This window comes from Alishewanella aestuarii B11 (genome assembly GCF_000280055.1).
GTDB lineage: Bacteria > Pseudomonadota > Gammaproteobacteria > Enterobacterales > Alteromonadaceae > Alishewanella > Alishewanella aestuarii.
The window spans coordinates 17,828-43,153 of sequence record NZ_ALAB01000042.1; the positions used below are offsets into that span (position 1 = coordinate 17,828).

Sequence of the window (25,326 nt, forward strand, 5' to 3'; positions counted from 1 at the left end):
GAGCAAACACGATGCTGATTTATTTTAATCAACAACCTTTTTCATTAACGCCGCCTTGTACTGTGGCAGAGTTTTTAGCCGGGCAACAACAACTACGCCCCGGTATCGCGGTTGCCATTAACCAGCAGGTGATCCCACGTAGTTGCTGGGATACTCAGCCGCTTAACGATGGCGATACGATTATGCTGTTTACTGCCATAGCTGGAGGGTAAATATGGCCTATCAAATAGCAGGACACACTTTTCAATCACGTTTACTAACCGGCACCGGTAAATTTCAAAGTGCTGGTTTAATGCAGCAAAGTTTAGCAGCCAGTGGTACCGAGCTGGTCACCATGGCGCTTAGGCGGGTCGATTTGATGACACGTCAGGATGAAATTTTACCGGTGCTTAGCGCACTGGGCGTTAAGCTACTGCCAAATACCTCTGGTGCTCGCACCGCCGAAGAAGCAGTGTTTGTGGCTGAGCTGGCGCGTGAAGCACTGCAAACGCACTGGCTAAAATTAGAAATTCACCCTGATCCGCGCTATTTATTGCCCGATCCCATTGAAACGCTTAAAGCCGCTGAATTGTTGGTGGCCAAAGGCTTTGTGGTGTTGCCGTATTGCGGCGCCGATCCGGTGCTGTGTAAACGTTTAGAAGAAGTTGGCTGCGCAGCGGTGATGCCACTGGGCGCGCCCATTGGCTCAAATCAGGGCCTGCAAACCCGCGATTTCTTGCGCATTATTGTTGAGCAAAGCCGAGTACCAGTAATAGTTGACGCCGGTATTGGTGCACCAAGTCATGCCAGCGAGGCGCTGGAGTTAGGCGCTACCGCGGTATTAGTTAATACCGCCATTGCCAGTGCAGCGGATCCTATTGCGATGGCGCAAGCCTTTAAACTGGCGTGCCAGGCCGGGGAGTTAGCCCAGCAAGCTGGTTTAGCTGCCCGTCAGCAACAAGCCGTAGCCAGCAGCCCGTTAACGGCTTTTTTGGAGAGCCTATGATAAGCAATGCCTTAGCCGGTGGGCGCATGGCGAATGATGCGCAAGCGCTGCAGCTTGAGCCCAGCGGTTTTAGTTTGCTGCTGGCCAGGCAAGATAGCCAGCAGTGGCAGCAAAAAATTATGCAGGCCGATACGCCTGCGGTGCAGCGCGCTTTAGCAAAAAAGCGCCGTGATTTGGATGATTTCGCAGCGTTAATTTCACCGGCGGCCGCGCCTTTTTTAGCGCAAATGGCCAGCCAGGCGCAGCTGCTTACCCGCCAGCGTTTTGGCCATGCGCTGCAGTTTTATATTCCGCTGTATTTATCCAACTTATGCGCGAATGATTGCAGTTATTGCGGTTTCTCGATGAGCAATGCGCTAAAAAGGCGCACCCTGACGCTGGCTGAGGTCGAGCAAGAATGTCAGGCCATAAAAGCACAAGGCTTTGCAACGGTATTACTGGTCGCCGGCGAGCATGAAAAAAAAGTCGGGCTCTCGTACTTTAAGCAGGTGCTGCCGGTGGTAAAGCGCTACTTTAGCTATGTACTGCTAGAGGTGCAGCCGCTGGCCAGCCGTGATTATGCTGAGCTTAGGCAGTATGGGCTCGATGGTGTTTTGGTGTATCAGGAAACCTATGATCGCCACGGCTATGCTAAACACCATCTTAAAGGGAAAAAAATGGATTTTGACTGGCGCCTTGCAACACCAGAGCGACTGGGGCAGGCCGGGGTAGATAAAATAGGCCTTGGCGCTTTGCTGGGGTTAGGCGATTGGCGGCTAGACTCGTTATATCTGGCCTTGCACCTGCGTTACTTGCAGCAACATTATTGGCGCAGCCGCTACAGTATGTCGTTTCCACGACTGCGACCCTGCGCGGGTGGCTTGGCCGATCAGGTGCTACAGCAACATCAATCCGATACCCTGATCAGCGATAAACAATTGGTACAACTGATCTGCGCCTGGCGCTTATTTGATCCTGAGCTGGAGCTCAGTTTATCCACCCGGGAATCGGCGCATTTTCGCGATCATGTGGTGCCGCTGGCTATCACCAGTATCAGTGCCGGCTCGCGTACTGCCCCCGGCGCTTATACTGATGTAACGGCCAGTCTGGAGCAGTTTAGCACCGATGATCAGCGCTCTGCCGCTACCGTGGCCGAAGCAATGCAGCAGCGGGGCTTACAGCCTGTGTGGAAAGATTGGGAAAAAGGCTTGTGTCGCAGTAACTTATTATTGCGCCTCAGCCATCAGTTTTAAAAACTCCAGTCGCTGCAACTCACTGGCATCGGGTCGCCAGGGTTCGTCTGACAACAAACCTAAGCCATAAAATGCAACCTGATATTCAGATTGCTCACTTTTGCCAAATCGGCTGCGCTCACCTGGCGCGGGCGAACGGCGTTCGACGGTAAAAGTATTAAGTAAATAGGGGCCTTCTATACCGGCCAATACGGCTTTATACGCTCGTAGTAACAGTGTGGCTTCGCCTTCGGCTAAATCGGCACTGCCGACTAAATGAGCCAGCGGCTCGCCCTTATTGCTGAACAGATTGGCCCACACGCGATAGGTCCCGGCGGCACTAACTTCCAATTGCAGTGGGATCACTAAATCAGAGCCCTCAGCATAACCATCTTTTACACCGATGATTTCCGCGCTCGGTTGTTGATAATCGACACCGGTTTGTAAGCGATGCGGCTGACCATTGGCACGAAACGCGACTTCAAGCCGTAATTCACCCTGCCAATCCTGCTCTGCACTGAGGATGGTGCTAAAACCTTGCTCGTTAGCCTGCATGGTGTTTTCGGTTAACCTTTGCCCGGTGTCTTCGGAATACAGGCTAACCGTAACCTGGCTGGCATCAACACCTGCCACTGTTAGTACTACCTCAATATCTTCGGGATAAATAAAGCGATATTGCGGCAAAACAATGGCCGCTTGGGCGCCATTTTCTAACGGGACTTGCTGCACCACATACTGATTTGGCGTGAGCAATTGTACATCGTCGCGGCTTAATGGACGTGAGTAGGGTGGGTAGCTAAGCTCTTGTTCATAAGCCGCTGCAATATATGCAAATTGTTGTGGCAAAGCCTCAGCGATATGCTCGGTCACGGAAATGCTCTGGGCGCCAGCGGGTTTCGCAGCCGTGTTTGAGCTTTGCTGTTGCTCATCCATTCTAACGTTACGCGCTGGCGTATCGACAGAATGAGTGGGCTTAGCTGCAGGCCAAAGCACTGCAACCAAGCCAAGGATCACGAGGGCTGTAATAAAGCCAAGGCGTTTTTTCATCGCTTAGCCAAACTTCCGTTATTGAACTGCTTGATAAACCAAAGGTGACATAGCATGCCGCTCTGAGCCATTTACTACTCGGTAGCTCGAGGCAAAAATCCACCAGCCTCGGGTTTGATCTGTACTGCTAAAGCGCACCGCACTTTGTGTGGTGAGGCTCACGCTATTGCGGGCAACGGTAATATCGCCTTTTCGCTGCTGGCCGATCACGGCGTTGTGACTGTAAGCATCGCTCATTAACATCGGATAATGCAGCGGCATAAAATTAGTCACCCCAAGGTTCTGGCTGGTGATTTTACCGTCAAAGGCGACAGCTCTGGAGCAACTTTCAAAATTGCCAGCACTGGAAGCCCCACAGCTGGAATGACTGGCGACCACACCGTCATCAGTACCTGGTAAGAACAGCCCGGTTGTCCCTAAGAAATCAGAAGCCGCACCGACAAAGCGTAACCTTGGCACCCGGCTATCTGGAAATGCTGAAAGTTGCCGCGCGGTATTAACGCGTAAATCGTTTAATACTCCAACATTATTCGCATTGGGTATTTGCCCCAGCCATAACGACAAAGCGAGTTGCAAAGTGCGGTCAAATAAGCCGCTGCCCGTGGCCACATTCACCGCTAAATCCGCCAGCTCTGAGCCACCCCCGGCACCGGCGAAATCCAGCGTTGCTACAATATTTAACGGGCGTAGGCCGGCGTTTTGTAACCACAGGGCCTGGTTATCCAGAATATAGCGTGTTACTAAATCGCCAGTTGAGTGGGTAACAAAAATACAGCCAGGGTTACAGATATTCTGCCGCGAAAGTTGCTGTAGCTTCGGCCAGATATAGTCGGTGGCAATGCGACCGGTAATTCGCTCTTGTGACGGCCAGTCTATCCGCATCTCGGCATGATTAGCCCAGAACTCGCTCCAATAGGCCAGGCCATTGGCTGCCACCTGATTGGCATTAGGGCGACTTGCCAAATTATCCGGCTGAAAGCCATGAACTAACACAACCGGGTAACCGCCAACGGCTGCCTGGGCTGAAACGCTAACTAAGCTGGAAAAAAACGCTGCACCTAACAGCTTTTTAAACCTGGTCATAAAGGATCCTTTTGTTGATATTCTTGTTCTTGTTTGCAAGGGATTACCCTACTCAACAATTGGGTGTGCCCCTGATCTGCTACCTTATACCTGAACTTACCACCATGTCAGGCTTGTTTTACCTTAAATTATCAATTAAATAATGCAACAGGCGGATTTAGGTAAAGTTGTTAATATCAGCAATATTACTCTGGATGGGTGTTTGAATTTTGCAGCACGATAAGTCGTGATGGCAGCTATCTGCTGCCAAGATTAGGGCTGAACCGCCAGTAAGTTTTAACAAGCGTCAGTCGGCGTTTAAAGTAATCACTCAAAGTTTTTTTAGTTTTTGGGGATATTGCGTTTGTTTCAGTATTAAGCAGAAACCGGGCAACCATGCCACCCTAAGAGCAGCATGGTTATTAGGTGACGTTTTTGAACTCAAGCTGCCACTTGTCTGGCTTGCTGAGTTAATTGTACCAAGGCTTTACGCACCTCTTGCGCGGTAAAGCAAGGCGCAGCAAAAGGCACAAAGAACAGCCGTTCTGCCTGCATAAAATGGCAACCATCCGGATAAACAGTCAGCATCCTGGCGGCACCCCGCTGACCGCTGTGCTGCAGGGTAATCAGCTCGCAGGCATCGGCATGATCTTCATTCATATGCACGACCATCGCCAGCTCATCCCGCGCTTGCCAGGCCGGCGCGGCCTGTTGCCATTCTTGCTTGGTTAGCCAGAAAATCTCGCCAAAACCACCGATAAAGCGGATGTGTTCTACCGGCATTTTCCAAAAGTAGAAATCATGGGCTTGCTTGTAGGCCTCTGCAGCCGGAAATAAGCGAAAATAACGCCCTTCGTACTCTGCCGCTTGCTCGTAAGTGAGTTTTTGCGCGTGGCCATTTAAGGTTAAGCGGGCTTCCGTATTCTGATCGCCGGCACTGGCCTGATGATACAGTGTGATGCTTAAACGGTTATCGTGCTCCAGATTGCGAGCATGTTGGGCAATATCGGAGACATAGAAGATCACGTCACCGGTATCGGTCAGCATCACTGTTGAAACAGAACCAAAGGGAGCGCCTTGCAGTTTATGGGACAGGGTGGAAAATACCGCACTTTGGCATTGCAGTGCTAACTGACGGGCGGCTTTCGCGGCGTTAATACGTTCTTGCATCATGACTCCTGAAAAACAGTGTGGTTACAGTAATTCGGTATGAGGTTCGGAAAAAATCATCGGGCAGGCCAGTCGCGGGTGCTGACACACATGCATCCTGGTCTGGTAAAGCGCAGTCAGCGGTTGCTCGGCTAGCACCTGCGCTGGTTTTCCCAGGGCGCTGATGTGCCCCTGGTCCAGCAAGAGCACTTGGTCGGCATAGAGTGCGGCCAGATTCAAATCATGCAGCACAGCAAGTACCAGATTACCAGCGTTAGCGAAGGCTTTAATTTGTTGCAAACAGCGATGTTGCTGGTGCACATCCAGCGCCGCAGTGGGCTCGTCTAATAGCAGCAGTTTCGGTGTTGCGAAACTGTTGTCTAATTGCGTCAGGCAGCGGGCAATATGACAACGCTGTAATTGCCCGCCTGAGAGCTGGCTCAGATCGCGCTTGGCAAATTCATGCAATTTCAGGGCGCTTAGCCAGTGGCTGGCGATGCGCACTGAGGTCTCGTGACTCTCCTGATAGCCAAAGCGGCTTAAACAAACCAGCTCCTCTACGGTTAAGCCTGCGGGGGAAATCGGCTGTTGCGGTAGTACTGCCCGCTGCAATGCCAGGCGCTCTGCTGACCACTGCGCCAGTGGCTGTTCAAATAGCTGTATCTCACCCTGAAAAGGGATGTCTAAACACAGGGCGCTTAACAAGGTTGATTTACCGGCACCATTTTCGCCCAGCAGCGCGATAAACTGGCCGGGGATAAAATGGGCGCTAATGTTGTTAATGACCGTGTTATGGCCGCGTTTTACACTAAGCTGGTGCAAATTAAGCATACAGCCTCCGTTTTTGTTGCAGCAATAAATACAGGAAGAAAGGGGCGCCTAATAACGCGGTAATAATGCCAATAGGCAATTCTGCAGGCGGCACTGCCATGCGGGCCAGCCAATCGGCGAGTGCCAGTACCAGTGCGCCCAGTAACATCGCAACCGGCATCAGGCGTGGAATGGCTGCACCGACTAACAAGCGGGCGATATGGGGGATCACCAAACCAATAAAGCCGATAATCCCGGTTAGTGCCACAGCGGCACCGACGCCAAGCGCCACCAGCACAATAAGTTCGCGCTTTAAACGTGGCACATTCACACCCAGATAGCGCGCTTGCTGCTCACCTAGTAATAACAAGTTGATGGCTTTACGCCGATACCAGAGTAGGGCGCTGCACAGCCCCAAGCTGGCAAAAGCCATTGGTAACGGCTGCCAGGTTACGGCCGCCAGAGAGCCCATCTGCCAGAAGCTCATTAAGCGTAAGGCATCGTCGGAGGCATAATAGCTAATTAACCCAATCACTGCTGCGGCCAAGGCATTGATAGCAACACCACAAAGCAACAAGGTAGCGACATTAACACCATGGCTGCTGCGCGAGAGTTGATACACCAGTAACGAGGTCACCAGCGCACCAATAAAAGCTGCTGCACTTACCCAATAATGGCCGCTTAACCCCAGCTGTGGTCCAAACGCAATCACCAACAGCGCCAACATGGCGGCGCCAGCCGCGATACCAATTAATGAGGGATCGGCCAACGGGTTGCGACACAGCGTTTGCATGGCGCAACCGGCTTGCGCCAATACCGCACCGACTATCAACCCTAACAATAAGCGCGGTAGGCGTAATTCGGTGACCACATTTAATTGCAGTGCAGAAAAGTCCTCACTAAAACCTGGCCACCACCAAGCAAAGGCTAGGCGCCAATCGGTGAGTACCGCACCACTGCTCAGTGCCAGTACAGCACAAGCGAAAATAGCCAGCACTAACAGCGTAATAATTAACGGAAAACGTAGCATTATTGACCTAAAGCGTGTTTTGCGGTTTTTTGCAGACCACTGTCAGTGCCTGAGTTCACGCCAGCCGTGTCCTTTAAGTTAACTCGCGTTGCGCTGGGCTGAGCGAGCCTTGACTGACTTGTTGCTGGTGTTAAAGCCATTTGCTGGCCAAACTGGTACAGTTGCTGAATAGCCTCACCAATGCGGCTGGTCATGCCCATCGACAGCAAGGAATCCATAACCAATACGCGGCAGTCTTTGGCGGCAGCCAGCATCCGTAATTCCGGTAACTGACAAAAGGCGTTAAGCCCACCCGCACTTTGTGCCACATGCTCCGGCACGACCAGTAAATCGGGTTGTTGCAGCATCAAAAACTCAGCAGAAATCGGTTTAAAGCCATTATGCGTGGCTAAATTTTGCATAGCGCTGTAGTGAAACAACAGATCTGGCACGGTTTCGCTACCGGCAACTATCACCCCGCGGCTAGAGGCCTGCAGGACAAACAGAGCCGATAAAGGTTTTACTTCAGTCTTGGTGGCAGGCAGCACGGGTAAGCTCTGTTTAATCTGGTTAATTAGCGCCGTGGCTGCCGCTTCTTTCTGCAATTTAGCGCCGAGCAACCCAATAAACTCATAGAGTTCAGCTAAATCACGCGGTTTGGCAAAGTGCTCTACCTTGATGCCGGTATTACGCAGTTGGCTTAGCGTCGCGGCAGGGCCGGTGCCTTCCAGCGCCCATAATTCGGTTGCCCCAGTGGCAATAAGTGACTCTGCCGATAAGCTGCGGTAATAACCAATACTGGCTTTATTGGCCGCCGCCGCTGGGCTGGTACTGGACGTATCCACCGCCAGTAGCTGATCGCCAGCGCCTAAAGCAAAGATAATATCCGTTAGCGTACCACCAGCACTGGCAATCCGTTCTTTTGCGAGAGAAGGCATTGCTGATAAACTGAGAAGTAATGTGACTATGCTCAGTGCGCTAGAAAATGTTTTCATCTTGATAGCCTCAGAACGTATAGCGAGTCGTAACGCTAATATTGCGCCCTGGCTGAGTATAGGCGCGTAAGTCGCTGTCTACCGCATGACCGGCAATGCTGTTATAACGCACATAGTCTTTATCCAGCAGGTTATTAACCGCCAGATTAAGCTGCCAGGCAGCAGTTAATTGATAGCTGTTTAACCAATCCAGCGTAACAAAACCTGGACTTTGTCTGGCTCCTTCGTTGACTTTCGTCATCCGTTTAGCCCAGCTTGCCATCAGCTGAGACTGCAGCTTTTCGCCGCCAAAACTGATGCCGGTACTGCCTGAAAGTGGACTGATAGAGGTAATGTAGGCTTGGGTTTGATCGTTCTTGCCATCCTGATAGGACACCGCTGCCAGCAGACTCCACTGGTCACTAATCGCATAATCCAGACTTAACTCCGCGCCTTTAATTGTCACTTTATCCACGTTTTGGTAGTGGAAGGTATCGTGTTGATACTGAAACTGTCCTTGGGCGTTTAGTACCGTTTTGCTGTCAATCAGTGCGGTTTCTAAGAAGTCGGTAAAGCGGTTATAAAATACTGCTGAGCTAAAGCTAAGCTGGTTTAGCTGGCCGCGCAGACCTAACTCATAAGTGTGACTGGTCTCCGGCTTTAAATCGGTATTCGGCACCAGTGTGTAGCGATAAGTTGAGGTTGGTTGTAAATCGTGTTCAATATAGGCCAGATCATAGGCGGGTACTTTAAAACCCTGACCATACTGCGCGTAAAGGTTTAGCGTGTCGGTCAACTGATACAAGCTACCTAAGTTTAACGAGATCTTATCATCGCTGATTTTCTCAAAGGCGGTACCATCTAGCTTTAATGCGCCGTTAGGATCCATCGCAAAGCGGTCGTAACGTACGCCTGGCGTTAGCCGCCAACGGCCGTCTGCCAGCTTGATGGTATCGTTCAGGTACAAGCCATAGCGGGCGATATCATTCTTCGGAAATTTATTGGTCAGCAGATCCCGCAGCGGCTCCGTTACCCCCTCTGCGGTACGATATTCATACTGGCTACGTTGAGTATCGGTTTTCTCAAGATCCAGCCCATAGGCCAGGGCGTGCCGGGAATTTAGCGTCTTAGCGGCGCTCAGCAACACGCCCTGGGTATTTTGCTCATATAAATTGTTTTGCCACATATGGCGGATTTGAAACAGATTAAATCTTGGGGCATTGATGTCCAGCTTGGCATATTCCAAATCCGTTTGTTTGCTTTTGTTGCTATACAGACTGAGATCTAAATAGTTATACAGTGCCGTATCGGCTTCAGAGCGGTAATGTAAGCGTAATGCCTGAGTTTTCTTGTTACTTTCATTCGATTCTGCCGCAATCTGATAACCAAATTGGGCTAGGCTGCGGAAGTAAGCGAGTAGGCCATTAGCCCGATCGCCAGATGCATCCTGCTGGTAAAAGTCGATACTAAAACCTAAGCTGTCAGTGCTATTGAGTTGGTAAATAGCTTTGTAAAGCATGCTATCTGAGTCGATAGAAAAGGGTTCCAGATTGCTGGCATGGTTTTGTTGCTCTTCGCCCCGCCGCAAGGTGCCACTGAGCATGTGGCTGAAGTGGTTACCAATTCGTTGGGCCAGTGTAGTACCGCCATGATATTGGCTGGAGAGATCAGCATAGCCAAGACTGACATTACCACCGAATTCGGCCTGTTCTGTCAGATAATCTAACGGGTCTTTTGTTGTAAATACTACTATACCGGCAAGTGCATCAGACCCATACAGCGAGGAGCTCGCCCCTTTGGCCACCTCGACTTGTTTTAGCGTAGAGGTATCCAGAAAGCCACGACCAATAATATCGTTCAGGCCGTTAGCACCATAACCCTCGTTAATGCGCATCCCATCCTTAATCATTAATACCCGATTACCGCCCATGCCCCGGACCAAAAAGTTCTGCGCGCCCCCAACACTACCAGTGACCTGAATGGAAGGGTCATAGCGGAATAACTGACTGTAATCGTTAACTTGTTGTAGTTCGAGCTCATCGGCCGTTTGAATCGAAATACTGCCCGCAACATCCTGCAGCGGTTGTTCAATCCGACTGCCACTGACGACCATAACTTCTATCGCTGCAGCTTCTGCTGCGTGGTCAGCCAGAGTAAGTGGGCTAAAGGTAACGGCAATAGCGCTGGCCAGCAGGCTAAGGCGAGGGGTAAACATAGCAGGCTCCTGTTAGTTAAAAACAGCGGCATGCTATGATCTTTAAATGCGATAGTCAATGATAATCATTATCATTTGTATCGATTGGTGAGTGTTGCTGAGCTGATTGTTGGCTTACTCGTCAAAATCGTCCGTTTTAGTGTGTGGTAGTGGTGTTTTGCTGGAGTCCTGCAGCAGTTGCTCCAGCTCGGCAATCTCATATTTATCCAGTAAGCGCCACTGGCCGGTTTTTAACTCTGCCAGCCGTACGTGCATAATACGGGTGCGTTTTAGCTTTACCACTTCGTAACCGAGAAATTCAGCCATGCGCCGGATCTGCCGGTTTAAGCCCTGAGTCAGAATAATATTAAAGGTATTACGCGACACCTGCCTGACTTTACAGGGCAGGGTAACAGTATCCAGAATGGGCACGCCCTGGCTCATGCGTTTAATAAATTGCTCAGTAATAGGTTTATTTACCGTGACCACGTACTCTTTTTCGTGTGCATTACCGGCGCGCAGAATTTTATTGACGATATCGCCGTCGTTGGTCAGAAAAATCAGGCCTTCAGAGGGCTTATCCAGCCGGCCAATCGGGAAAATCCGCTCCGGATATTTTAAGGCATCGACAATATTACCGGCGACTTTACGCTCGGTGGTGCAGGTTATGCCTACCGGCTTGTGATAGGCAATATAGACGCGCTGCGGCTTGGCTTTTAGCGGTTTACCCTCAACCAGTACCCTGTCAGTTGCCGCGACCTTGACCCCCATGCCCGCGATCTGGTCATTGACGCTGACTTTGCCGGCGGCAATCAGGGCATCGGCCTCGCGCCGTGAACAATAACCGGTATCACTGATAAATTTATTTAATCGGGTAAGACTCTGCTCAGACATAGCTCTCGGTATTGGCTTAATAGATTGGCAAGGTGCACAGTGTAAGGGGCGGCGCCCGGCAGAGCAAGGTTTTGCCGCTGCGCTGCGAATAGCGCTTGGGTTATCGGTCAGGTTACGGCTAAAATACGCGCAACTAACAGGGAACTGGCATGACATTACCAATTAATCATACCCTGCCTGGCGCCAGCCGCCTGGTACTGGGCTGTATGGGGCTCGGCGGTGGCTGGAATACCACCCCGCTAACACAGCAAGACGAACAGCAAGCTTTTGCACTGATTGAAGCGGCGCTTGACTGCGGTATTAACCTATTTGACCACGCTGATATCTACACCTTTGGCAAAGCGGAAGCGGTATTTGGCCGCTATCTGCAAGCCTTTCCGGCGCAGCGGCAGCAATTATTACTGCAGTCAAAATGCGGTATTAAACTTGGCAATGCTGAGCAGCCCGGCCATTACGATCTGAGTAAAACCGCTATTCTGGCCGCGGTGGAGCAAAGTCTTGAACGGCTAAATACTGACTATCTCGATCTGTTACTGTTGCACCGGCCGGATCCACTTATGGAGCCTGACGAGATTGCTGCCGCTTTTGAGCAGTTACAACAGCAAGGTAAGGTGCGTCACTTTGGTGTGTCGAATATGGGCTGGCCGCAGCTGCAGCTGTTACAACGCAGCCTGACGGTACCATTAGTGGTTAATCAGCTGGAGATGAGTCTGTATCGTCATCACTGGCTGGAGGAAAGCCTGCTGACCGGCATGCCGGAGGGCGCTGGCTGTTATTTTGGCTATGGTACCGTCGAATATTGCCAGCGCGAGCAAATTCAACTGCAAAGTTGGGGCAGCCTGGCTCAAGGTCGCTATTTTAGTGCCCGCGCCGATGAAACCGTGGCTGAACAGGCGACGCGTCAGTTAGTGGCGAAGTTGGCTGCGGAGTATCAGAGTACGCCGGAAGCGATAGTGCTGGCGTGGCTGTTACGGCATCCGGCCAGGATCCAGCCGGTGCTGGGTACCAGTCAGCCGGCACGCTTAGCTGCGGCGGTGCGCGCAGAACAGCTTAACCTGAGTCGGATCCACTGGTATCAACTCTATATTGCGGCCCGTGGCGGCGCCTTGCCCTAAATCCGGAGTCTGTGCGATGCAGTTATGGCAGAAACTACTCTTGGTGTTGCTATCAGGCATGATGTTATGGCTTGCCGGCTCGACAGCACAGGCCGGAACCGAGGTTAAACCGTTTTCTCAGCTACACCAGCGGATCTGGAATACGGAGCATGGCCTGCCACAAGTATCGGTCGTGGCGATTACCCAGGATCAGCAAGGCAATATGTGGCTGGCAACCGAAGGCGGGCTGGCCCGCTTTGATGGCAACCGTTTTCAGGTATTTAATGCCAGCCATTCACCGCTGTTTCGCAATCCGTTATTACGCACCCTGCACACCACTGCTGGCGGTGACGTACTGATTGGCAGCTCTGACAAACTTATCCGTTACCGTCAGCAGCAGTTTGCCGAACTCACCCTAAATGGCCAAAGTGTCGGCAGTGTCGAGGCTATGGCCGAAACAGCCTCTGGCCGGGTCTTTATTGCCGCCGAGCAACTACTGTTGTTGGAGCAGGGGCAGTTGAGTGTACTGGCAGTGCCACCGCGGCCGGTTTCCAGTTTGTTGGTTGACGGTGAGCAGTTATGGATAGCTGGCCCGGGCTATTTGGCGTTCTGGACTGAGCAGGGCTGGCAGGAGCGTTATCAGCACCCTGAGCCAGGTTGGTTAGTGACCCGGATGCTGGCTGATGGTGACGGCATTCTGCTCGCCACCCCTCAAGGCTTGTGGCGCTATGCTGATGGTAAGGTAAGTCTGACACAACATCAGGTACAGGACGAGGTGTTGCTGCTGTTCCGGCAGCAACAACAACTGTGGGTGGCAACCTATCATGAACTGCTGCAGTTCCATGGTGATCAGCTCATTTCCCGTACTGATTTACGGCAACTGCCGAATATTGGTTGGCTGGTTAGTGCCTACCAAAGCCGGGACGGTTTGTTGTGGTTTGGTAGCAAAACGCATGGCTTGCTGCGCTTTCGATCGGATGCTACAACTAACTATCAGGTTGATCCTGCCAGCTCAGATCCCTATGTCTGGGCGCTCTGGCCCACAGAGCATGAGTTATTGGTCGGCCACAATGGTGGCCTGGCTGGCTTTGATGGGCAGCGGTTTGAGCGCAAAATTGCCCCGGAGCGGCTATCGCACCCGGTCGTATACTCACTGTACCGACAGGCTGACGGCACCTTGTGGGCCGGCACCCGCCGCGGCTTAAACCGTATCAGTGCCGATTACCAGCAGGTACAGCGTTATCCGGCGCTGGATCATATTCAAATCAACGGTATCGTAGAGCGTAATGACGGCAGTATCTGGATCGCCAGTTTTGATGGCCTGTACCGGCTGCTACCGGGCAGTAATGAGCCCGAATCTATGGCCGAGCAGCTTGGATTGCCGGTGACACGTTTTCGGGTGATCCTGCGCGACAGTCAGGATCGGCTGTGGCTGGGGACGCCACGCGGTGCCTATGTCTGGGATGGTAAGCAATTGACTGCCATCGAGGATCCGTTGCTTAGCGATATTTATATCAGCTATATCACACAACTGAGTGACGGCCGGATCGTGCTGGGAACCTTGCAGCACGGCTTTGCCATCGAGGACCCGCGGGGCGGCTGGCAGAAGATCCTGCCACAGCAAGGACTGCCCAATGCGGATGTGATTTATCTGGCCGAAACCGATAAAGGCTTAGTGATTTCAAACTTTAATGGCGTCTATCGCCTGGCCTCAGAACTGCTGACCGGCGGTGAGCTCGTCGCCAGCATTATTATTGATGATATTGGTCCTGAGGCCGGGGTCGACGGCTTACGTTGTTGTAATGGTGCCGGTAACAGCAAGGGTGCTAAATGGCGGCGGGGGATCTACCTGCCCAGCCTGAAAGGACTGGTAGCCATTGAACTGGATGCGCTGACGGAGCAACGTCCGGTACCTGAGGTACTGATTGAACAATTGCTTGCCGAGCAGCTGTATTACCCCTCAGGGCAGACAATCAAGCTGGGCGCCGCCCAGCGCGATCTGGAAATCCAGTTTACTGCGCCGGCCTATTACCGGCCGCGCACCCTGATTTTCCGCTACCGCTTACTCGGTTATGAACAGGATTGGACAGAGGTCAGCGACAGACGCCAGGCCTTTTATACCAATCTGCCGCCAGGCGAGCTGACGTTTGAAGTTCAGGCGCGGTTTCGCGGTGAGGGCGAATGGAGTGAGGTCGTCAGCCAGACCTTCAGCATTCAGGCGCATTGGTATGAACAATATTGGTTTTATGTGGTGTTACTGCTGCTGTTGTTAAGTGGGTTATTTGCATTGCATCGCTACCGTTTAAGTCATTTGGCCAGACTGCAGTCTAAACTAGAGCTGATGGTCAGCGAACGGACCCGGGAGCTGAATAACGCCAACCAGCAGTTGGAACTGCTTAATCAGCGCTTACAGCTGCTCAGTGTTACCGATGCACTCACCGGTTTGCACAACCGGCACTATTTACAGCAAACACAGGAGGCGATACTGGCACGCGCCCGCCGCCAGCAGAAGCCGCTGTTGTGTGTATTGCTGGATTTGGACAATTTTAAAAAGGTTAATGATCTGCTGGGGCATCAGGCCGGTGATGCGGTACTGCGGCAAATGGCGGCGCTGTTAAAACGTCTGCTGAGGCAATCAGATCATCTGATTCGCTGGGGCGGTGAGGAGTTTTTAATTATTCAGGAGCAGCAGGACGACCCCATCGCCTTTTTAAACCGCTTGCTGCAGGCAGTGGCCGATGAACCCTGGGTCATTGCCTCGGAATTGCCGTTTAAGCTTAGTTGCTCAGTGGGGGCGGTGCAGTACCCGTTACCGGATAATAGTGGCTGGAGTTGGACCCAGGCGCTGGCGCTGGCCGATAAAGCCCTGTATCAGGTGAAATGCCAGGGCAAGGCGGGTTGGTTAATGCTGAGGCCGCAGGCTAAAGCTCTGAATGCCGGTGATTGGCTGCAGCGCGAAGTTGCGCAAATGTTGCAGTCGGGTGCCTTTAGCGCTATTGCCAGCGCCGATATCAGTGAGCGTCTGACCCGGCAACAGACTGAGCAGGTATAAAATAAAACGGGCGCCTGCTGGCGCCCGTGCTGAACTTAGCTATCGGGGTAGTTTACATATTCGGATAGTTAGGACCACCACCGCCCTCTGGTGTCACCCAGGTAATATTCTGGCTCGGATCTTTAATATCACAGGTTTTACAGTGAATGCAGTTTTGGGCATTGATCTGCAGTCGCGGCCCTTTATCCTGCTCTTCGACTATTTCATAAACGCCAGCCGGGCAGTAGCGCTGGGCCGGCTCAGCATACTTAGCCAGGTTCACCTGGATCGGAATGCTGGCATCTCTCAGTTTCAGATGGCAGGGTTGTTCTTCTTCATGGTTGGTATTCGACAGGTAAACCGAGCTTAAGCGATCGAAACTGATTTGATTATCCGGCTTCGGATAAACAATAGGGCTGCAACTGGCAGCCGGTTTTAGCTGGGCATAATCGTGCTGTTCGTCTTTTAAGGTCAGCGGTAAGCGACCACCAAACCAGTTTTGATCCAAAGTATTAAAGGCGCCGCCCCAGAAGGTGCCGAACTTATGGATCGCCGGGCCGAAATTACGCGAGCGGTACAGCTCATCGTACAACCAGCTGTTTGCAAAGGCACTGGCAAAGCCGGTCAGATCCTGACCACCGTTATCGCCACTTAATAAGGCCTGGGCGACCACTTCGGCCGCCAGCATGCCGGATTTCATCGCGGTATGATTGCCTTTAATCTTGGCAAAGTTCAGGGTGCCGGCATCACAGCCAATTAATAAACCACCATTAAAACTCATTTTCGGCAGGCTGTTCAGGCCACCTTTGGCAATAGCGCGGGCACCATAGGACACGCGCTTACCGCCTTTTAAATATTGTTTTAGTGTCGGATGCTGCTTATAGCGCTGAAACTCTTCAAAGGGGTTCAGGTAAGGGTTGCTGTAGTTCAGGTCAATAATTAAACCGACCACGACCTGCTGACCTTCAGCATGATAGAGATAGCCACCGCCGCTGGCATCGTTAAGCGGCCAACCGGCAGAGTGCACCACCAAACCAGCATGATGCTGTTCGGCCGGCACATCCCAGATTTCTTTAAAGCCAATCGCATAATGCTGCGGCGACTTGCCGTCATCCAGCGCAAAGTGTTTAATCAGTTGTTTGCCCAGATGGCCGCGGCAGCCTTCGGCAAACAGGGTGTATTTGGCCAGTAATGCCATGCCGGGGGTAAAGCTGTCTTTGGGTTGGCCTTCGCGATCCAGGCCCATATCACCAATCAGAATACCTTTGACCCTGTTATCTTCCAGTACCAGCTCACTGGCGGCAAAGCCCGGGAAAATCTCTACGCCAAGCGCTTCGGCTTGCTCCGCCAGCCAGCGGCACAGGTTAGCGGCTGAGATAATATAGTTACCGCTGTTATGCATGGTCTTTGGTACGGCAAAGCCCGGTAGCTTGCGCGCATTCTGCTCATCACTAAACAAATAGATATCATCATGGGTGACCGGGGTATTAAGCGGTGCGCCGCGCTCTGCCCAATCCGGGAACAGTTCGTTCAGCGCGCGTGGTTCAAAGACAGCACCGGATAAAATATGGGCGCCGACTTCAGAGCCTTTTTCTACCACACAAACACTGATCTCCTGGCCTGCGCTTTCGGCCTGTTGCTTTAAACGAATAGCAGCCGACAGCCCCGCCGGGCCTGCGCCAACGATGACCACATCGTATTCCATTGCTTCTCTTTCCACCGGGTTACCTCTCTTGCGTTGGCAGGTTAGGCTGTGTTTGTTGTAGAGTATGCCTGAGCTTTGGCACAGCCGCCTGTTTTGTGGATGCTATTGTTTACAGAATTTTTTATAAACATGGGAATTTATTGAGGGTAGCAGGATATTGCAGGTTGACGTTAACGTCAACAGGAAGTAGATTGTCGGCCATACTCAAAGTTATTAGTTTACCTGCACGTAAAGCAGCCCGGGCAAGGGTTGTCGCATTCAGATGAGGCCATTATGAAGATACTAGTTCCGGTAAAACGGGTTATCGATTACAACGTTAAGGTTCGGGTTAAACCGGATAACAGTGGTGTGGATCTGGCGAACGTGAAGATGGCGTTAAACCCATTCTGCGAAATTGCGGTGGAAGAAGCCGTGCGTTTAAAAGAAGCCGGCGTTGCCACTGAGGTCGTGGTGGTCACTATCGGGAATAAAGCCGCACAAGAACAGCTGCGTACCGCGCTGGCGCTGGGCGCCGATCGTGCGCTGCAGCTGGAGACTGAACTGAACCTGGATTCACTGCAAGTGGCCAAGTTACTGGCCAAGGTGGTCGCAGAAGAACAGCCACAGCTGGTGATTATGGGGAAGCAAGCCATCGATTCGGATAATAACCAAACGGCACAGATGCTGGCGGCCTTAACCGGTATGGGGCAAGGTACGTTCGCGTCGAAAGTGGTGGTAGCAGACGGTAAGGTGCAGGTGACTCGTGAGATTGACGGTGGTCTGCAAACGGTTGCCTTGACACTGCCGGCCATAGTATCTACGGATCTGCGTTTAAATGAGCCGCGCTATGCCTCCTTACCGAATATTATGAAAGCGAAGAAAAAGCCGCTGGATGTCAAAGCTGCCGATAGCCTGGGCGTGGCACTGGAAAGTAAGGTCAATACGCTGAAAGTGACGACACCACCAAGCCGTCAGGCCGGAGTGAAGGTAGAAAGCGTCGCCGAATTGGTAGCCAAGTTAAAAGATGAAGCAAAGGTGATCTGATGAGCATTCTGGTAATAGCTGAACATAACAATAGTGCGCTGAAGGCGGATACCTTTAAAACCGTACAGGCTGCCAGTCAGCTTGGTGGTGAAATCCATGTGCTGGTTGCTGGTCAGGCGTGTCAGGCTGCGGCAGCTGAAGCCGCGAGCATTGCCGGTGTTAGCAAGGTATTGCTGGCCGATGCCGCGCCTTATGCACATCAGCTGGCAGAAAACGTCGCTGCCTTAGTGGCAGAGTTAGGTGCCGGTTATAGTCATATTCTGGCAGCAGCCACCACCGGTGGTAAGAATATGCTACCACGGGTAGCGGCACTGTTAGATGTGGCGCAAATTTCTGACATTATCGCCATTGAAAGTGCCGATACCTTTGTACGGCCAATCTATGCCGGTAATGCTATCGCTACCGTACAATCGGCTGATGCCATTAAAGTATTAACAGTTCGTAGTGCAGCCTTTGCTGCGGCAGCTACCGGCAATAACGCGCCTATTGAGGCCGTCGCTGTGGTAAAAGATTTAGGCGTATCCAGCTTTGTTGCCGAAGAGCTGACCAAATCAGAGCGGCCAGAGCTGACGGCTGCCCGGGTGATTATCTCCGGTGGCCGCGGCATGCAAAATGGCGAAAACTTTGCGCTGTTAAATGGGATTGCCGATAAGCTGAACGCTGCCATTGGTGCCTCGCGCGCTGCGGTCGATGCCGGTTTTGTGCCAAATGATATGCAGGTCGGTCAGACCGGTAAAATTGTGGCACCTGATCTGTACATTGCCGTCGGTATTTCTGGCGCTATCCAGCATCTGGCTGGTATGAAAGACTCAAAAGTGATCGTCGCTATCAACAAAGATCCGGAAGCACCGATTTTCCAGGTCGCTGATTATGGTCTGGTCGGCGATCTCTTTAGCGTATTACCGGAGTTGGAAGCTGCGCTCTAGGCCGGTAAAACCTAATGCCCAACTAAGCCAGCCTCGCCGCTGGCTTTTTTTATGCCGCAAACTTAGTATATCAATGTACTTCAGGGAGAAACCTTATGCCACCTGTGATCCGCCATGCCGAGCCGGCCGATTTAGCCGCCGTCAAAGCCATCTATGACCAACCCAGCGTCTATGCCAATACGTTGCAGCTGCCGTTTCAACCGCAAGCTAAGTGGCAGAGTCTGTTTGAGCCACAGCCGGGTTTTTATAATCTGGTGGCAGAGCTCGACGGCCAGGTGGTGGGGCAGCTCGGGTTACAGGTGATGCAAAACCCGCGGCGACGGCATGTGGCGGAATTTGGTATGGGCGTATCTGAGCCATTCCAGGGGCAGGGTATTGGTTCGGCCTTGTTACGTGCCGCGCTGGATTTAGCCGATAACTGGTTGGCCCTGCGGCGGGTGGAGCTGCTGGTATACAGCAGTAACGAGTCAGCCATTGCACTGTATGAACGCTTTGGCTTTGAAGTTGAAGCCGAACTGGCCGATTATGCCTATCAATACGGCAACTATATCAGTGCGCTGGTGATGTCGCGGCTGCGAAATACGGCTTAAGGGCAATAAAAAACCGCCGGTGGGCGGTTTTTTTATTCAGAGCCAGTAGTTAGTTCTGCTCGCTGTTTTTCTTGCACTGCACGGTGTCTTCACACTCACCATACATATATAAGCTGTGGTGAGTCAGTTTAATACCATGCTGTTTGGCAATCGCCAGCTGGCGCTGCTCGATGGTGTCGTCTTCAAACTCAACCACCTTGCCGCACTTCAGGCAAACTAAATGGTCGTGGTGGTTGGCGCCGGCCAACTCGAACACTGACTTACCGCCTTCGAAATGGTGGCGGGTTAAAATGCCAGCATCATCAAACTGGTTTAGTACCCGGTATACGGTCGCCAGACCGATATCCTCACCGATGTCCAGTAATAGCTTATATACATCTTCGGCACTGATATGCTGGTTTTTCGGATCCTGCAGGATCTCCAGGATCTTCACCCGTGGCAGTGTGACTTTTAAGCCAGCCTTACGTAACTCGGTATTATGATCGTTCATAGCAACTCTTATCTAAACGTGAACTTACAGGGATTATAAAGAGATTAGTTTTATATTCAATTGCTTTATCCCTTTTCTATTTTTAGTTGAACATCTGGACGCATACTGCTTGGTTTTACAGCTGTTTCGTTGAGGGCACTGCTGCTGATTTGTCGTGATAGGCGTTACCAAACTTGCTGAAATCGAAAAGCCGGGTAGAATGCACTCCACAGGTCATACCAGAGAGTGATTTATGCGTTGGGCATTTAAACCGGGCGTGATGCGCCATTTACTGAATTTCTGGCCACCGTTTTTTTTCAGTGGCATTAAGGTCGCGGAGCTGAGCAGCGACTATCGCTATTGCCGGGTCGAGCTGAAATCACGGCCCTGGACCCGCAATATTAATAGTAGCCAGTTTGGTGGTTCGATGTTTGCGATGACCGATCCGATTTATCCGTTGCTGCTAATGGGCGCCCTGGGTAAAGAATATCTGGTGTGGGATAAACAGGCCGATATCAACTATATCAAACCGGGTTACAGCCGTTTAACCGCTGAGTTCTGGCTGTCGGATGAGATGGTGGAGCAGGTTAAACGTGAGACCGACGGCGGCGAGAAGTCTTTTCCGCAGTTTCTGGTGCATATTAAAGATACTAATAACCAGGTGGTATGCGAAGTCAATCGCACTGTCTATATCCGGAAAAAGCCAAAGTACCGCGCAACCGAGTCAGCAACTAAGGCATAAAAAAAGCCGGCGAACCGGCTTTTTCTGCTGTGAGCTGCTGCTACAAAGGTAGCTTACAGCTTGGCAAATTCCGCCAGGCTCATTTCATCATAAATTTGTTTGCACCATTGCTTAACCCGTTGCTCGGTTAGTTCCGGCTGACGATCTTCATCAATACCCAGGCCAACAAAGTGGTTGTCATCGACCAGCGCTTTGGAAGCGACAAAGTTATAACCGGCAGTTGGCCAATGGCCGACAATAATGGCGCCTTTCGGCTCGATAATATCGCGCAGGGTGCCCATCGCATCCAGGAAGTACTCAGCGTAATCTTCCTGATCGCCACAGCCGAAAATCGCGACCAGCTTGTTATTAAAGTCGATATTTTCTAATTCCGGGAAGAAATCATCCCAGTCGCATTGGGCTTCGCCGTAGTACCAGGTTGGGATCCCGAGCAGCAGCAGATCGAAGCTTGCAATATCTTCTTTGCTGCTTTTCGCGATATCACGAATATCGATTAAGTTTTTACCCAGCTCTTTCTGGATCATTTTGGCGATATGTTCGGTGTTACCGGTATCGCTACCAAAAAAAATACCCACTGTTGCCATAGTTAACGCCTTCTTACCTGGCCAAAGCCTGTTCTAACAGATGTTCAATAAAATTACTGCGTGTCATCTTGGCCAAAGCCGCTGCCTGATCGAGTTTGTCACACAGCTGCTCTGACACCTTACATTCGATACGCTTTAACCCTTTTACGCGATCGCGCTTGATTTGGTTGCGCTTGTTCAGTTTTAACTGTTCTTCCCGCGGCAGGGGGTTGGTTTTTGGTCTGCCGGGGCGCTTGTCCAGCGCAAATAAATCAATGGTGGTGCGATCGGTGGCTATTTTCGCCATGACGTCGCCTCTTATTCGAAAAAATACTGCATTACACTTTTCACGATAAAGACCAGCGGTGATAAAAATAGCACCAGCCAGACAAAAAATTGCCCGATTTTCGGAGCCTGACTTTTCTTCAGTACATCCCGGATCGCCAGTACGATAAAGATGTACAGGGCACCTAAACCCAGCCATAAGCCAATGCTTTCAAACTGCTCTACATTCATGCGTATTGGTCGTCCCGAAAAAAGTGCGCGCACTATAGCACAATTGGCCCGCCTTTTTCTGCGCTAGCTCAATAAAAAATCGCGGACAATTTTATTAAAAGCAGCAGGTTTCTCAGCATGTAACCAGTGGCCGGTGCCTTCGATCACCTTGGCCTGTGCCGCCGGAAAATGGGCCAGAATAGTGGGTCTGTGCTCCGCTAAGATGTAATCTGAGTTGCCGCCTTTGATAAAGAGTGTCGGGCCGTCAAACACGCCCTCCGCCACTGGTGCACCAATTAACGCCTGATAATGCGTACTTAAGGCAGCAAGATTAAAACGCCAGCGAAAGCCGGTCTCGGTTTTATCCAGACTTTTTAATAAAAACTGCCGCACGCCGGCTTCCTTTATATAGGCCGCCAGCAGCTGATCGGCTTCGGCCCGGCTGCTTAGCGTACTTAAATCAAGGCTTTTCAGCCCGGCGAAGATACTGTTATGCCGCGGCGGATAACCGACCGGGGCGATATCGGCCAGAATTAGGCGCTGTGGTTTCGTCGTGTTTTGCAGCGCAAATTGCATGGCAATTTTGCCACCCATTGAATGGCCAAGCAGTGCAAAGGGCGTTAGTGCCAGACTGTCCAGCGTTTCTGCCAGATCAGCGGCCAGTAACGGATAACTCATGTCGCTACTCTGTGGCGAACGGCCATGGTTACGCACATCGATATTCAGTACCTGAAATTCATCCTGTAAGGCGCGGGCAATGACACCCAGATTTTCAAAGCTGCCGAACAGGCCGTGGATCAGCACCACCAGCGGCCCCTGACCGCTGAGTTGATAATTTAGCATCATAACCGCTACTCTTTTGGCTGATAGACTGATTGCATTAGCGGGCTATTCTAGCAAAACATCGGCCCTGCGTCAGGCGCCGGCGGAAACTCGCATCTTTTGCTGCTTTGGGTATATAATCAGGCCAATTTGAGGTAACGGATTAACACTATGAAAACCATTGAAATTGACGACGATCTTTATCAGTTTATCGCGGGGCAGACCCAGCGTATCGGCGAAAGTGCCTCAGATATCCTGCGTCGTTTATTACCTGGCGCGCCGTTGAAAGCCGGTGTGACAGCGTCAGCCGCCGCCGTCAGCGCTGAGCCGGCAGCGGCAGCCCAGACCGAGCCAGTGACCAGCGCCAAAGCCGGCAATATTTTTGATCTGGTGACACCACAGGATTTACAAACCGAGCAGAATATCGTTGGCCGCTTTTTATACCTGTTATCGGTTTTGGCGCGGGTGCACAAAAAAGATTTTGCCAAGGTGCTGGAGATTAAAGGTCGTAACCGGCTGTATTTTGGTACCTCGGCCGAGGCGTTAAACGAAGCGGGGAGCAGCACTAACCCGAAGCAAATTCCTAATACTAACTTCTGGGTGATCACCAATTCTAATACCACCCGGAAAAAAATGATGCTAACTGAAACTGCCATCAAACTTGGCTATAGTGCTGAAGATGCTGAGCGTATCCGCGACTTACTCTGATTAACTGAATTACGCAAAAAAGGAAGTGCCCATGTCATTACATCCGCTGGCAGGTCAGCCGGTTCCAAACGAACTTATTCCGAATATCTGCCGGTTGATGACGGCTTACTATGTACTGGAGCCCGATGTGCATCAACATCCGGAGCATAAAGTCAGTTTTGGTACTTCCGGCCATCGCGGTAGCGCCTTGCAGCACACCTTTAATGAGCCACACGTACTGGCTGTTTGTCAGGCAATTGCCGAGTATCGGAAAAAACAGGGCATTACCGGGCCATTATTTTTGGGTAAAGATACCCATGCTTTGTCAGAAGCGGCCTTTGCCAGCGCACTGGAAGTGCTGATTGCCAATAAAATTCAGGTCTGCATCCAGAAAGACTTAGGTTATACCCCGACACCCGTCATTTCCCACGCTATCCTGACCCACAACGACGGTGAAAGCAGCCAACTGGCCGACGGTATCGTGATTACGCCTTCGCATAATCCACCGGAAGACGGCGGCATTAAATACAACCCGCCGCACGGTGGTCCGGCGGATAACGATGTCACCGATTGGATTGAAAAGCGCGCCAACGAGCTGTTAGCTAAAGATCTGGAAGGCGTACGGATGATGCCTTATGCACTGGCGATTCAGTCCGGCTATTGTCAGCACATTGATTATATTCAGCACTATGTTGATGACTTAGAAAACGTGATTGATATGGCGGCCATTGCCAAAGCCGGCATTCGTATTGCCGTCGATCCGATGGGCGGTTCGGGCATTGCGTTCTGGCCCAGAATTGCTGAGCGCTATGGCCTGAATATCACCGTGGTCAATGACAAGATCGATCCGTCTTTTAGTTTTATGTCGCTGGATAAAGACGGCAAAATCCGCATGGATTGCTCGTCAGCGCATGCGATGGCCGGTTTAATTCAACTGAAAGATCAATTTGATATTGCCATTGGCAATGATCCGGATTTTGACCGCCATGGCATAGTGACCCGTAGTGGCGGTCTGATGAACCCGAATCATTATCTGGCCGTTGCCATTAACTATCTGCTGGCCAACCGGCCACAATGGGGCGCTGAGCTGGCTATTGGTAAAACCCTGGTGTCCAGTGCGCTGATTGACCGTGTGGTTGCGGCGCAGGGCCGGGTGCTAAGCGAAGTGCCGGTCGGCTTTAAATGGTTTGTCGATGGCTTACATAAAGGCGAGATCGCCTTTGGTGGCGAAGAAAGTGCCGGCGCCAGTTTCCTTCGCCATAATGGCACTGTCTGGTCGACCGATAAAGATGGCTTTATTCTGGGCTTACTGGCCGCCGAAATGCTGGCAAAAACCGGGGTTGACCCTTATCTGCAGTATCAGGCGTTAACCCGTAAGCTAGGTTCGCCACTATACCGGCGTCTGGATGCACCGGCGTCTGCGGCACAGAAAGCCGCGCTGAAAAATCTGGATGTCAGCAGTGTTAAGGCCACCAGCCTGGCCGGCGATCCCATCACTGCGGTGCTGACCAAGGCGCCGGGTAATAATGCCGGCATCGGCGGCGTTAAGGTCGTTACCAAAAACGGCTGGTTTGCCGCCCGTCCTTCTGGCACCGAAAATGCCTATAAAATCTATCTGGAGAGCTTTGTCGATCAGGCACATCTGGAGCAACTGGAACAGGATGCGAAAGCCTTTGTGGCAGCGGTATTTGCGAACAGTTGAATATAAAAAGGACTTAAAAGTAAGGGGTTAGATAAGGCTAACCCCTTTTTTGTTACTTGCGTACTGACAGTTAGTTATGTAATTAACTTACGAAATGATGGGTAGCCTTTGCCAAAAGTGCGATTTTGCGGTATTGTTTTTG

24 protein-coding genes and 1 pseudogene are annotated in these 25,326 nt (G+C 51.5%); 11 read left to right on the top strand and 14 right to left on the bottom strand.

Annotated elements, in window-relative coordinates; all coding sequences use genetic code 11:
• Positions 1 to 11 precede the first annotated feature (11 nt).
• Genes thiS through thiH form a run of 3 tightly spaced genes read left to right on the top strand, consistent with a single transcriptional unit; the run spans position 12 to position 2,217 of the window.
• Positions 12 to 212, top strand: coding sequence for a sulfur carrier protein ThiS (thiS, locus tag AEST_RS16180; RefSeq protein WP_008610346.1), 201 nt, complete (start codon positions 12 to 14; stop codon positions 210 to 212).
• Between the two features lie 2 nt (positions 213 to 214).
• Positions 215 to 985, top strand: a complete 771-nt coding sequence (locus AEST_RS16185) for a thiazole synthase (protein WP_008610348.1) — start codon at positions 215 to 217, stop codon at positions 983 to 985.
• On the top strand, positions 982 to 2,217 hold the full coding sequence (gene thiH, locus AEST_RS16190) for a 2-iminoacetate synthase ThiH (RefSeq protein WP_008610350.1): 1,236 nt from the start codon (positions 982 to 984) through the stop codon (positions 2,215 to 2,217). The genes AEST_RS16185 and thiH overlap by 4 nt, the downstream gene beginning before the upstream one ends.
• Here the strand turns inward: thiH and AEST_RS16195 are convergent.
• From AEST_RS16195 to AEST_RS16230, 8 genes and pseudogenes are all read right to left on the bottom strand, one after another.
• Positions 2,191 to 3,243 carry a hypothetical protein gene (locus AEST_RS16195; protein WP_008610351.1) on the bottom strand — a complete coding sequence of 351 codons (1,053 nt, stop codon included), beginning with the start codon at positions 3,241 to 3,243 and terminating at the stop codon, positions 2,191 to 2,193. The two genes, thiH and AEST_RS16195, sit on opposite strands and share 27 nt — an antisense overlap.
• Before the next feature lie 18 nt (positions 3,244 to 3,261).
• Positions 3,262 to 4,326, bottom strand: a complete 1,065-nt coding sequence (locus tag AEST_RS16200) for a hypothetical protein (protein ID WP_008610352.1) — start codon at positions 4,324 to 4,326, stop codon at positions 3,262 to 3,264.
• A 420-nt stretch (positions 4,327 to 4,746) separates the two neighbouring features.
• The gene (locus tag AEST_RS16205; protein ID WP_008610353.1) at positions 4,747 to 5,475 is read right to left on the bottom strand and encodes a HugZ family pyridoxamine 5'-phosphate oxidase; all 729 of its coding nucleotides are present in this window, start codon (positions 5,473 to 5,475) and stop codon (positions 4,747 to 4,749) included.
• Between the two features lie 24 nt (positions 5,476 to 5,499).
• On the bottom strand, positions 5,500 to 6,285 hold the full coding sequence (locus AEST_RS16210) for a heme ABC transporter ATP-binding protein (protein WP_008610354.1): 786 nt from the start codon (positions 6,283 to 6,285) through the stop codon (positions 5,500 to 5,502).
• The gene (locus AEST_RS16215; protein WP_008610355.1) at positions 6,278 to 7,294 is read right to left on the bottom strand and encodes a FecCD family ABC transporter permease; all 1,017 of its coding nucleotides are present in this window, start codon (positions 7,292 to 7,294) and stop codon (positions 6,278 to 6,280) included. Before AEST_RS16215 ends, AEST_RS16210 begins: the two co-directional genes overlap by 8 nt.
• Positions 7,294 to 8,268, bottom strand: a complete 975-nt coding sequence (locus AEST_RS16220) for a heme/hemin ABC transporter substrate-binding protein (RefSeq protein ID WP_156803913.1) — start codon at positions 8,266 to 8,268, stop codon at positions 7,294 to 7,296. The genes AEST_RS16215 and AEST_RS16220 overlap by 1 nt, the downstream gene beginning before the upstream one ends.
• Positions 8,269 to 8,278: 10 nt before the next feature.
• Positions 8,279 to 10,462: a TonB-dependent hemoglobin/transferrin/lactoferrin family receptor gene (locus AEST_RS16225; RefSeq protein ID WP_008610360.1), complete on the bottom strand. Its 2,184-nt coding sequence runs from the start codon at positions 10,460 to 10,462 to the stop codon at positions 8,279 to 8,281.
• A 153-nt stretch (positions 10,463 to 10,615) separates the two neighbouring features.
• A pseudogene (locus AEST_RS16230) lies at positions 10,616 to 11,335 on the bottom strand (pseudouridine synthase); the annotation flags it as partial.
• Positions 11,336 to 11,484: 149 nt separating this feature from the next.
• On the opposite strand from AEST_RS16230, the gene AEST_RS16235 reads away from it, so the two are divergent.
• Positions 11,485 to 12,450 carry an aldo/keto reductase gene (locus AEST_RS16235; RefSeq protein ID WP_008610361.1) on the top strand — a complete coding sequence of 322 codons (966 nt, stop codon included), beginning with the start codon at positions 11,485 to 11,487 and terminating at the stop codon, positions 12,448 to 12,450.
• 16 nt (positions 12,451 to 12,466) lie between these two features.
• On the top strand, positions 12,467 to 15,481 hold the full coding sequence (locus tag AEST_RS16240; RefSeq protein ID WP_008610363.1) for a ligand-binding sensor domain-containing diguanylate cyclase: 3,015 nt from the start codon (positions 12,467 to 12,469) through the stop codon (positions 15,479 to 15,481).
• 52 nt (positions 15,482 to 15,533) lie between these two features.
• On the opposite strand, the gene AEST_RS16245 is transcribed toward AEST_RS16240, so the two are convergent.
• Positions 15,534 to 17,180, bottom strand: coding sequence for an electron transfer flavoprotein-ubiquinone oxidoreductase (locus AEST_RS16245; protein ID WP_039925697.1), 1,647 nt, complete (start codon positions 17,178 to 17,180; stop codon positions 15,534 to 15,536).
• Between the two features lie 258 nt (positions 17,181 to 17,438).
• Here AEST_RS16245 and AEST_RS16250 point away from each other — a divergent pair, with 258 nt between their 5' ends.
• From AEST_RS16250 to AEST_RS16260, 3 genes are all read left to right on the top strand, one after another.
• Entirely contained in the window at positions 17,439 to 18,188 is a 750-nt protein-coding gene (locus AEST_RS16250) for an electron transfer flavoprotein subunit beta/FixA family protein (protein WP_008610365.1), read from the top strand.
• Positions 18,188 to 19,114 (top strand): electron transfer flavoprotein subunit alpha/FixB family protein, encoded by a 927-nt coding sequence (locus tag AEST_RS16255; protein WP_008610366.1) that lies wholly within the window; start codon positions 18,188 to 18,190, stop codon positions 19,112 to 19,114. The genes AEST_RS16250 and AEST_RS16255 overlap by 1 nt, the downstream gene beginning before the upstream one ends.
• Positions 19,115 to 19,209: 95 nt before the next feature.
• On the top strand, positions 19,210 to 19,704 hold the full coding sequence (locus AEST_RS16260) for a GNAT family N-acetyltransferase (protein ID WP_008610367.1): 495 nt from the start codon (positions 19,210 to 19,212) through the stop codon (positions 19,702 to 19,704).
• Between the two features lie 49 nt (positions 19,705 to 19,753).
• On the opposite strand, the gene fur is transcribed toward AEST_RS16260, so the two are convergent.
• A complete protein-coding gene (gene fur / locus AEST_RS16265; RefSeq protein WP_008610368.1) occupies positions 19,754 to 20,194 on the bottom strand; it encodes a ferric iron uptake transcriptional regulator in 441 nt (146 codons plus the stop codon).
• Positions 20,195 to 20,426: 232 nt separating this feature from the next.
• Between fur and AEST_RS16270 the strand changes: the two genes are divergently transcribed.
• Complete coding sequence (locus tag AEST_RS16270) at positions 20,427 to 20,915, top strand: DUF4442 domain-containing protein (RefSeq protein WP_008610369.1); 489 nt, start codon at positions 20,427 to 20,429, stop codon at positions 20,913 to 20,915.
• Between the two features lie 53 nt (positions 20,916 to 20,968).
• Here AEST_RS16270 and fldA read toward each other — a convergent pair whose 3' ends face one another.
• From fldA to AEST_RS16290, 4 genes are all read right to left on the bottom strand, one after another.
• On the bottom strand, positions 20,969 to 21,499 hold the full coding sequence (fldA, locus tag AEST_RS16275) for a flavodoxin FldA (protein WP_008610374.1): 531 nt from the start codon (positions 21,497 to 21,499) through the stop codon (positions 20,969 to 20,971).
• A 13-nt stretch (positions 21,500 to 21,512) separates the two neighbouring features.
• Positions 21,513 to 21,785 carry a LexA regulated protein gene (gene ybfE / locus AEST_RS16280; protein ID WP_008610375.1) on the bottom strand — a complete coding sequence of 91 codons (273 nt, stop codon included), beginning with the start codon at positions 21,783 to 21,785 and terminating at the stop codon, positions 21,513 to 21,515.
• Positions 21,786 to 21,796: 11 nt separating this feature from the next.
• A complete protein-coding gene (locus AEST_RS16285) occupies positions 21,797 to 21,994 on the bottom strand; it encodes a DUF2788 domain-containing protein (RefSeq protein ID WP_008610376.1) in 198 nt (65 codons plus the stop codon).
• Positions 21,995 to 22,057: 63 nt separating this feature from the next.
• Positions 22,058 to 22,819 (bottom strand): alpha/beta fold hydrolase, encoded by a 762-nt coding sequence (locus AEST_RS16290; protein ID WP_008610377.1) that lies wholly within the window; start codon positions 22,817 to 22,819, stop codon positions 22,058 to 22,060.
• 147 nt (positions 22,820 to 22,966) lie between these two features.
• On the opposite strand from AEST_RS16290, the gene seqA reads away from it, so the two are divergent.
• Positions 22,967 to 23,503, top strand: a complete 537-nt coding sequence (gene seqA / locus AEST_RS16295) for a replication initiation negative regulator SeqA (RefSeq protein WP_008610378.1) — start codon at positions 22,967 to 22,969, stop codon at positions 23,501 to 23,503.
• Positions 23,504 to 23,534: 31 nt separating this feature from the next.
• Positions 23,535 to 25,184, top strand: coding sequence for a phosphoglucomutase (alpha-D-glucose-1,6-bisphosphate-dependent) (pgm, locus tag AEST_RS16300; RefSeq protein WP_008610379.1), 1,650 nt, complete (start codon positions 23,535 to 23,537; stop codon positions 25,182 to 25,184).
• Positions 25,185 to 25,326: the final 142 nt, after the last annotated feature.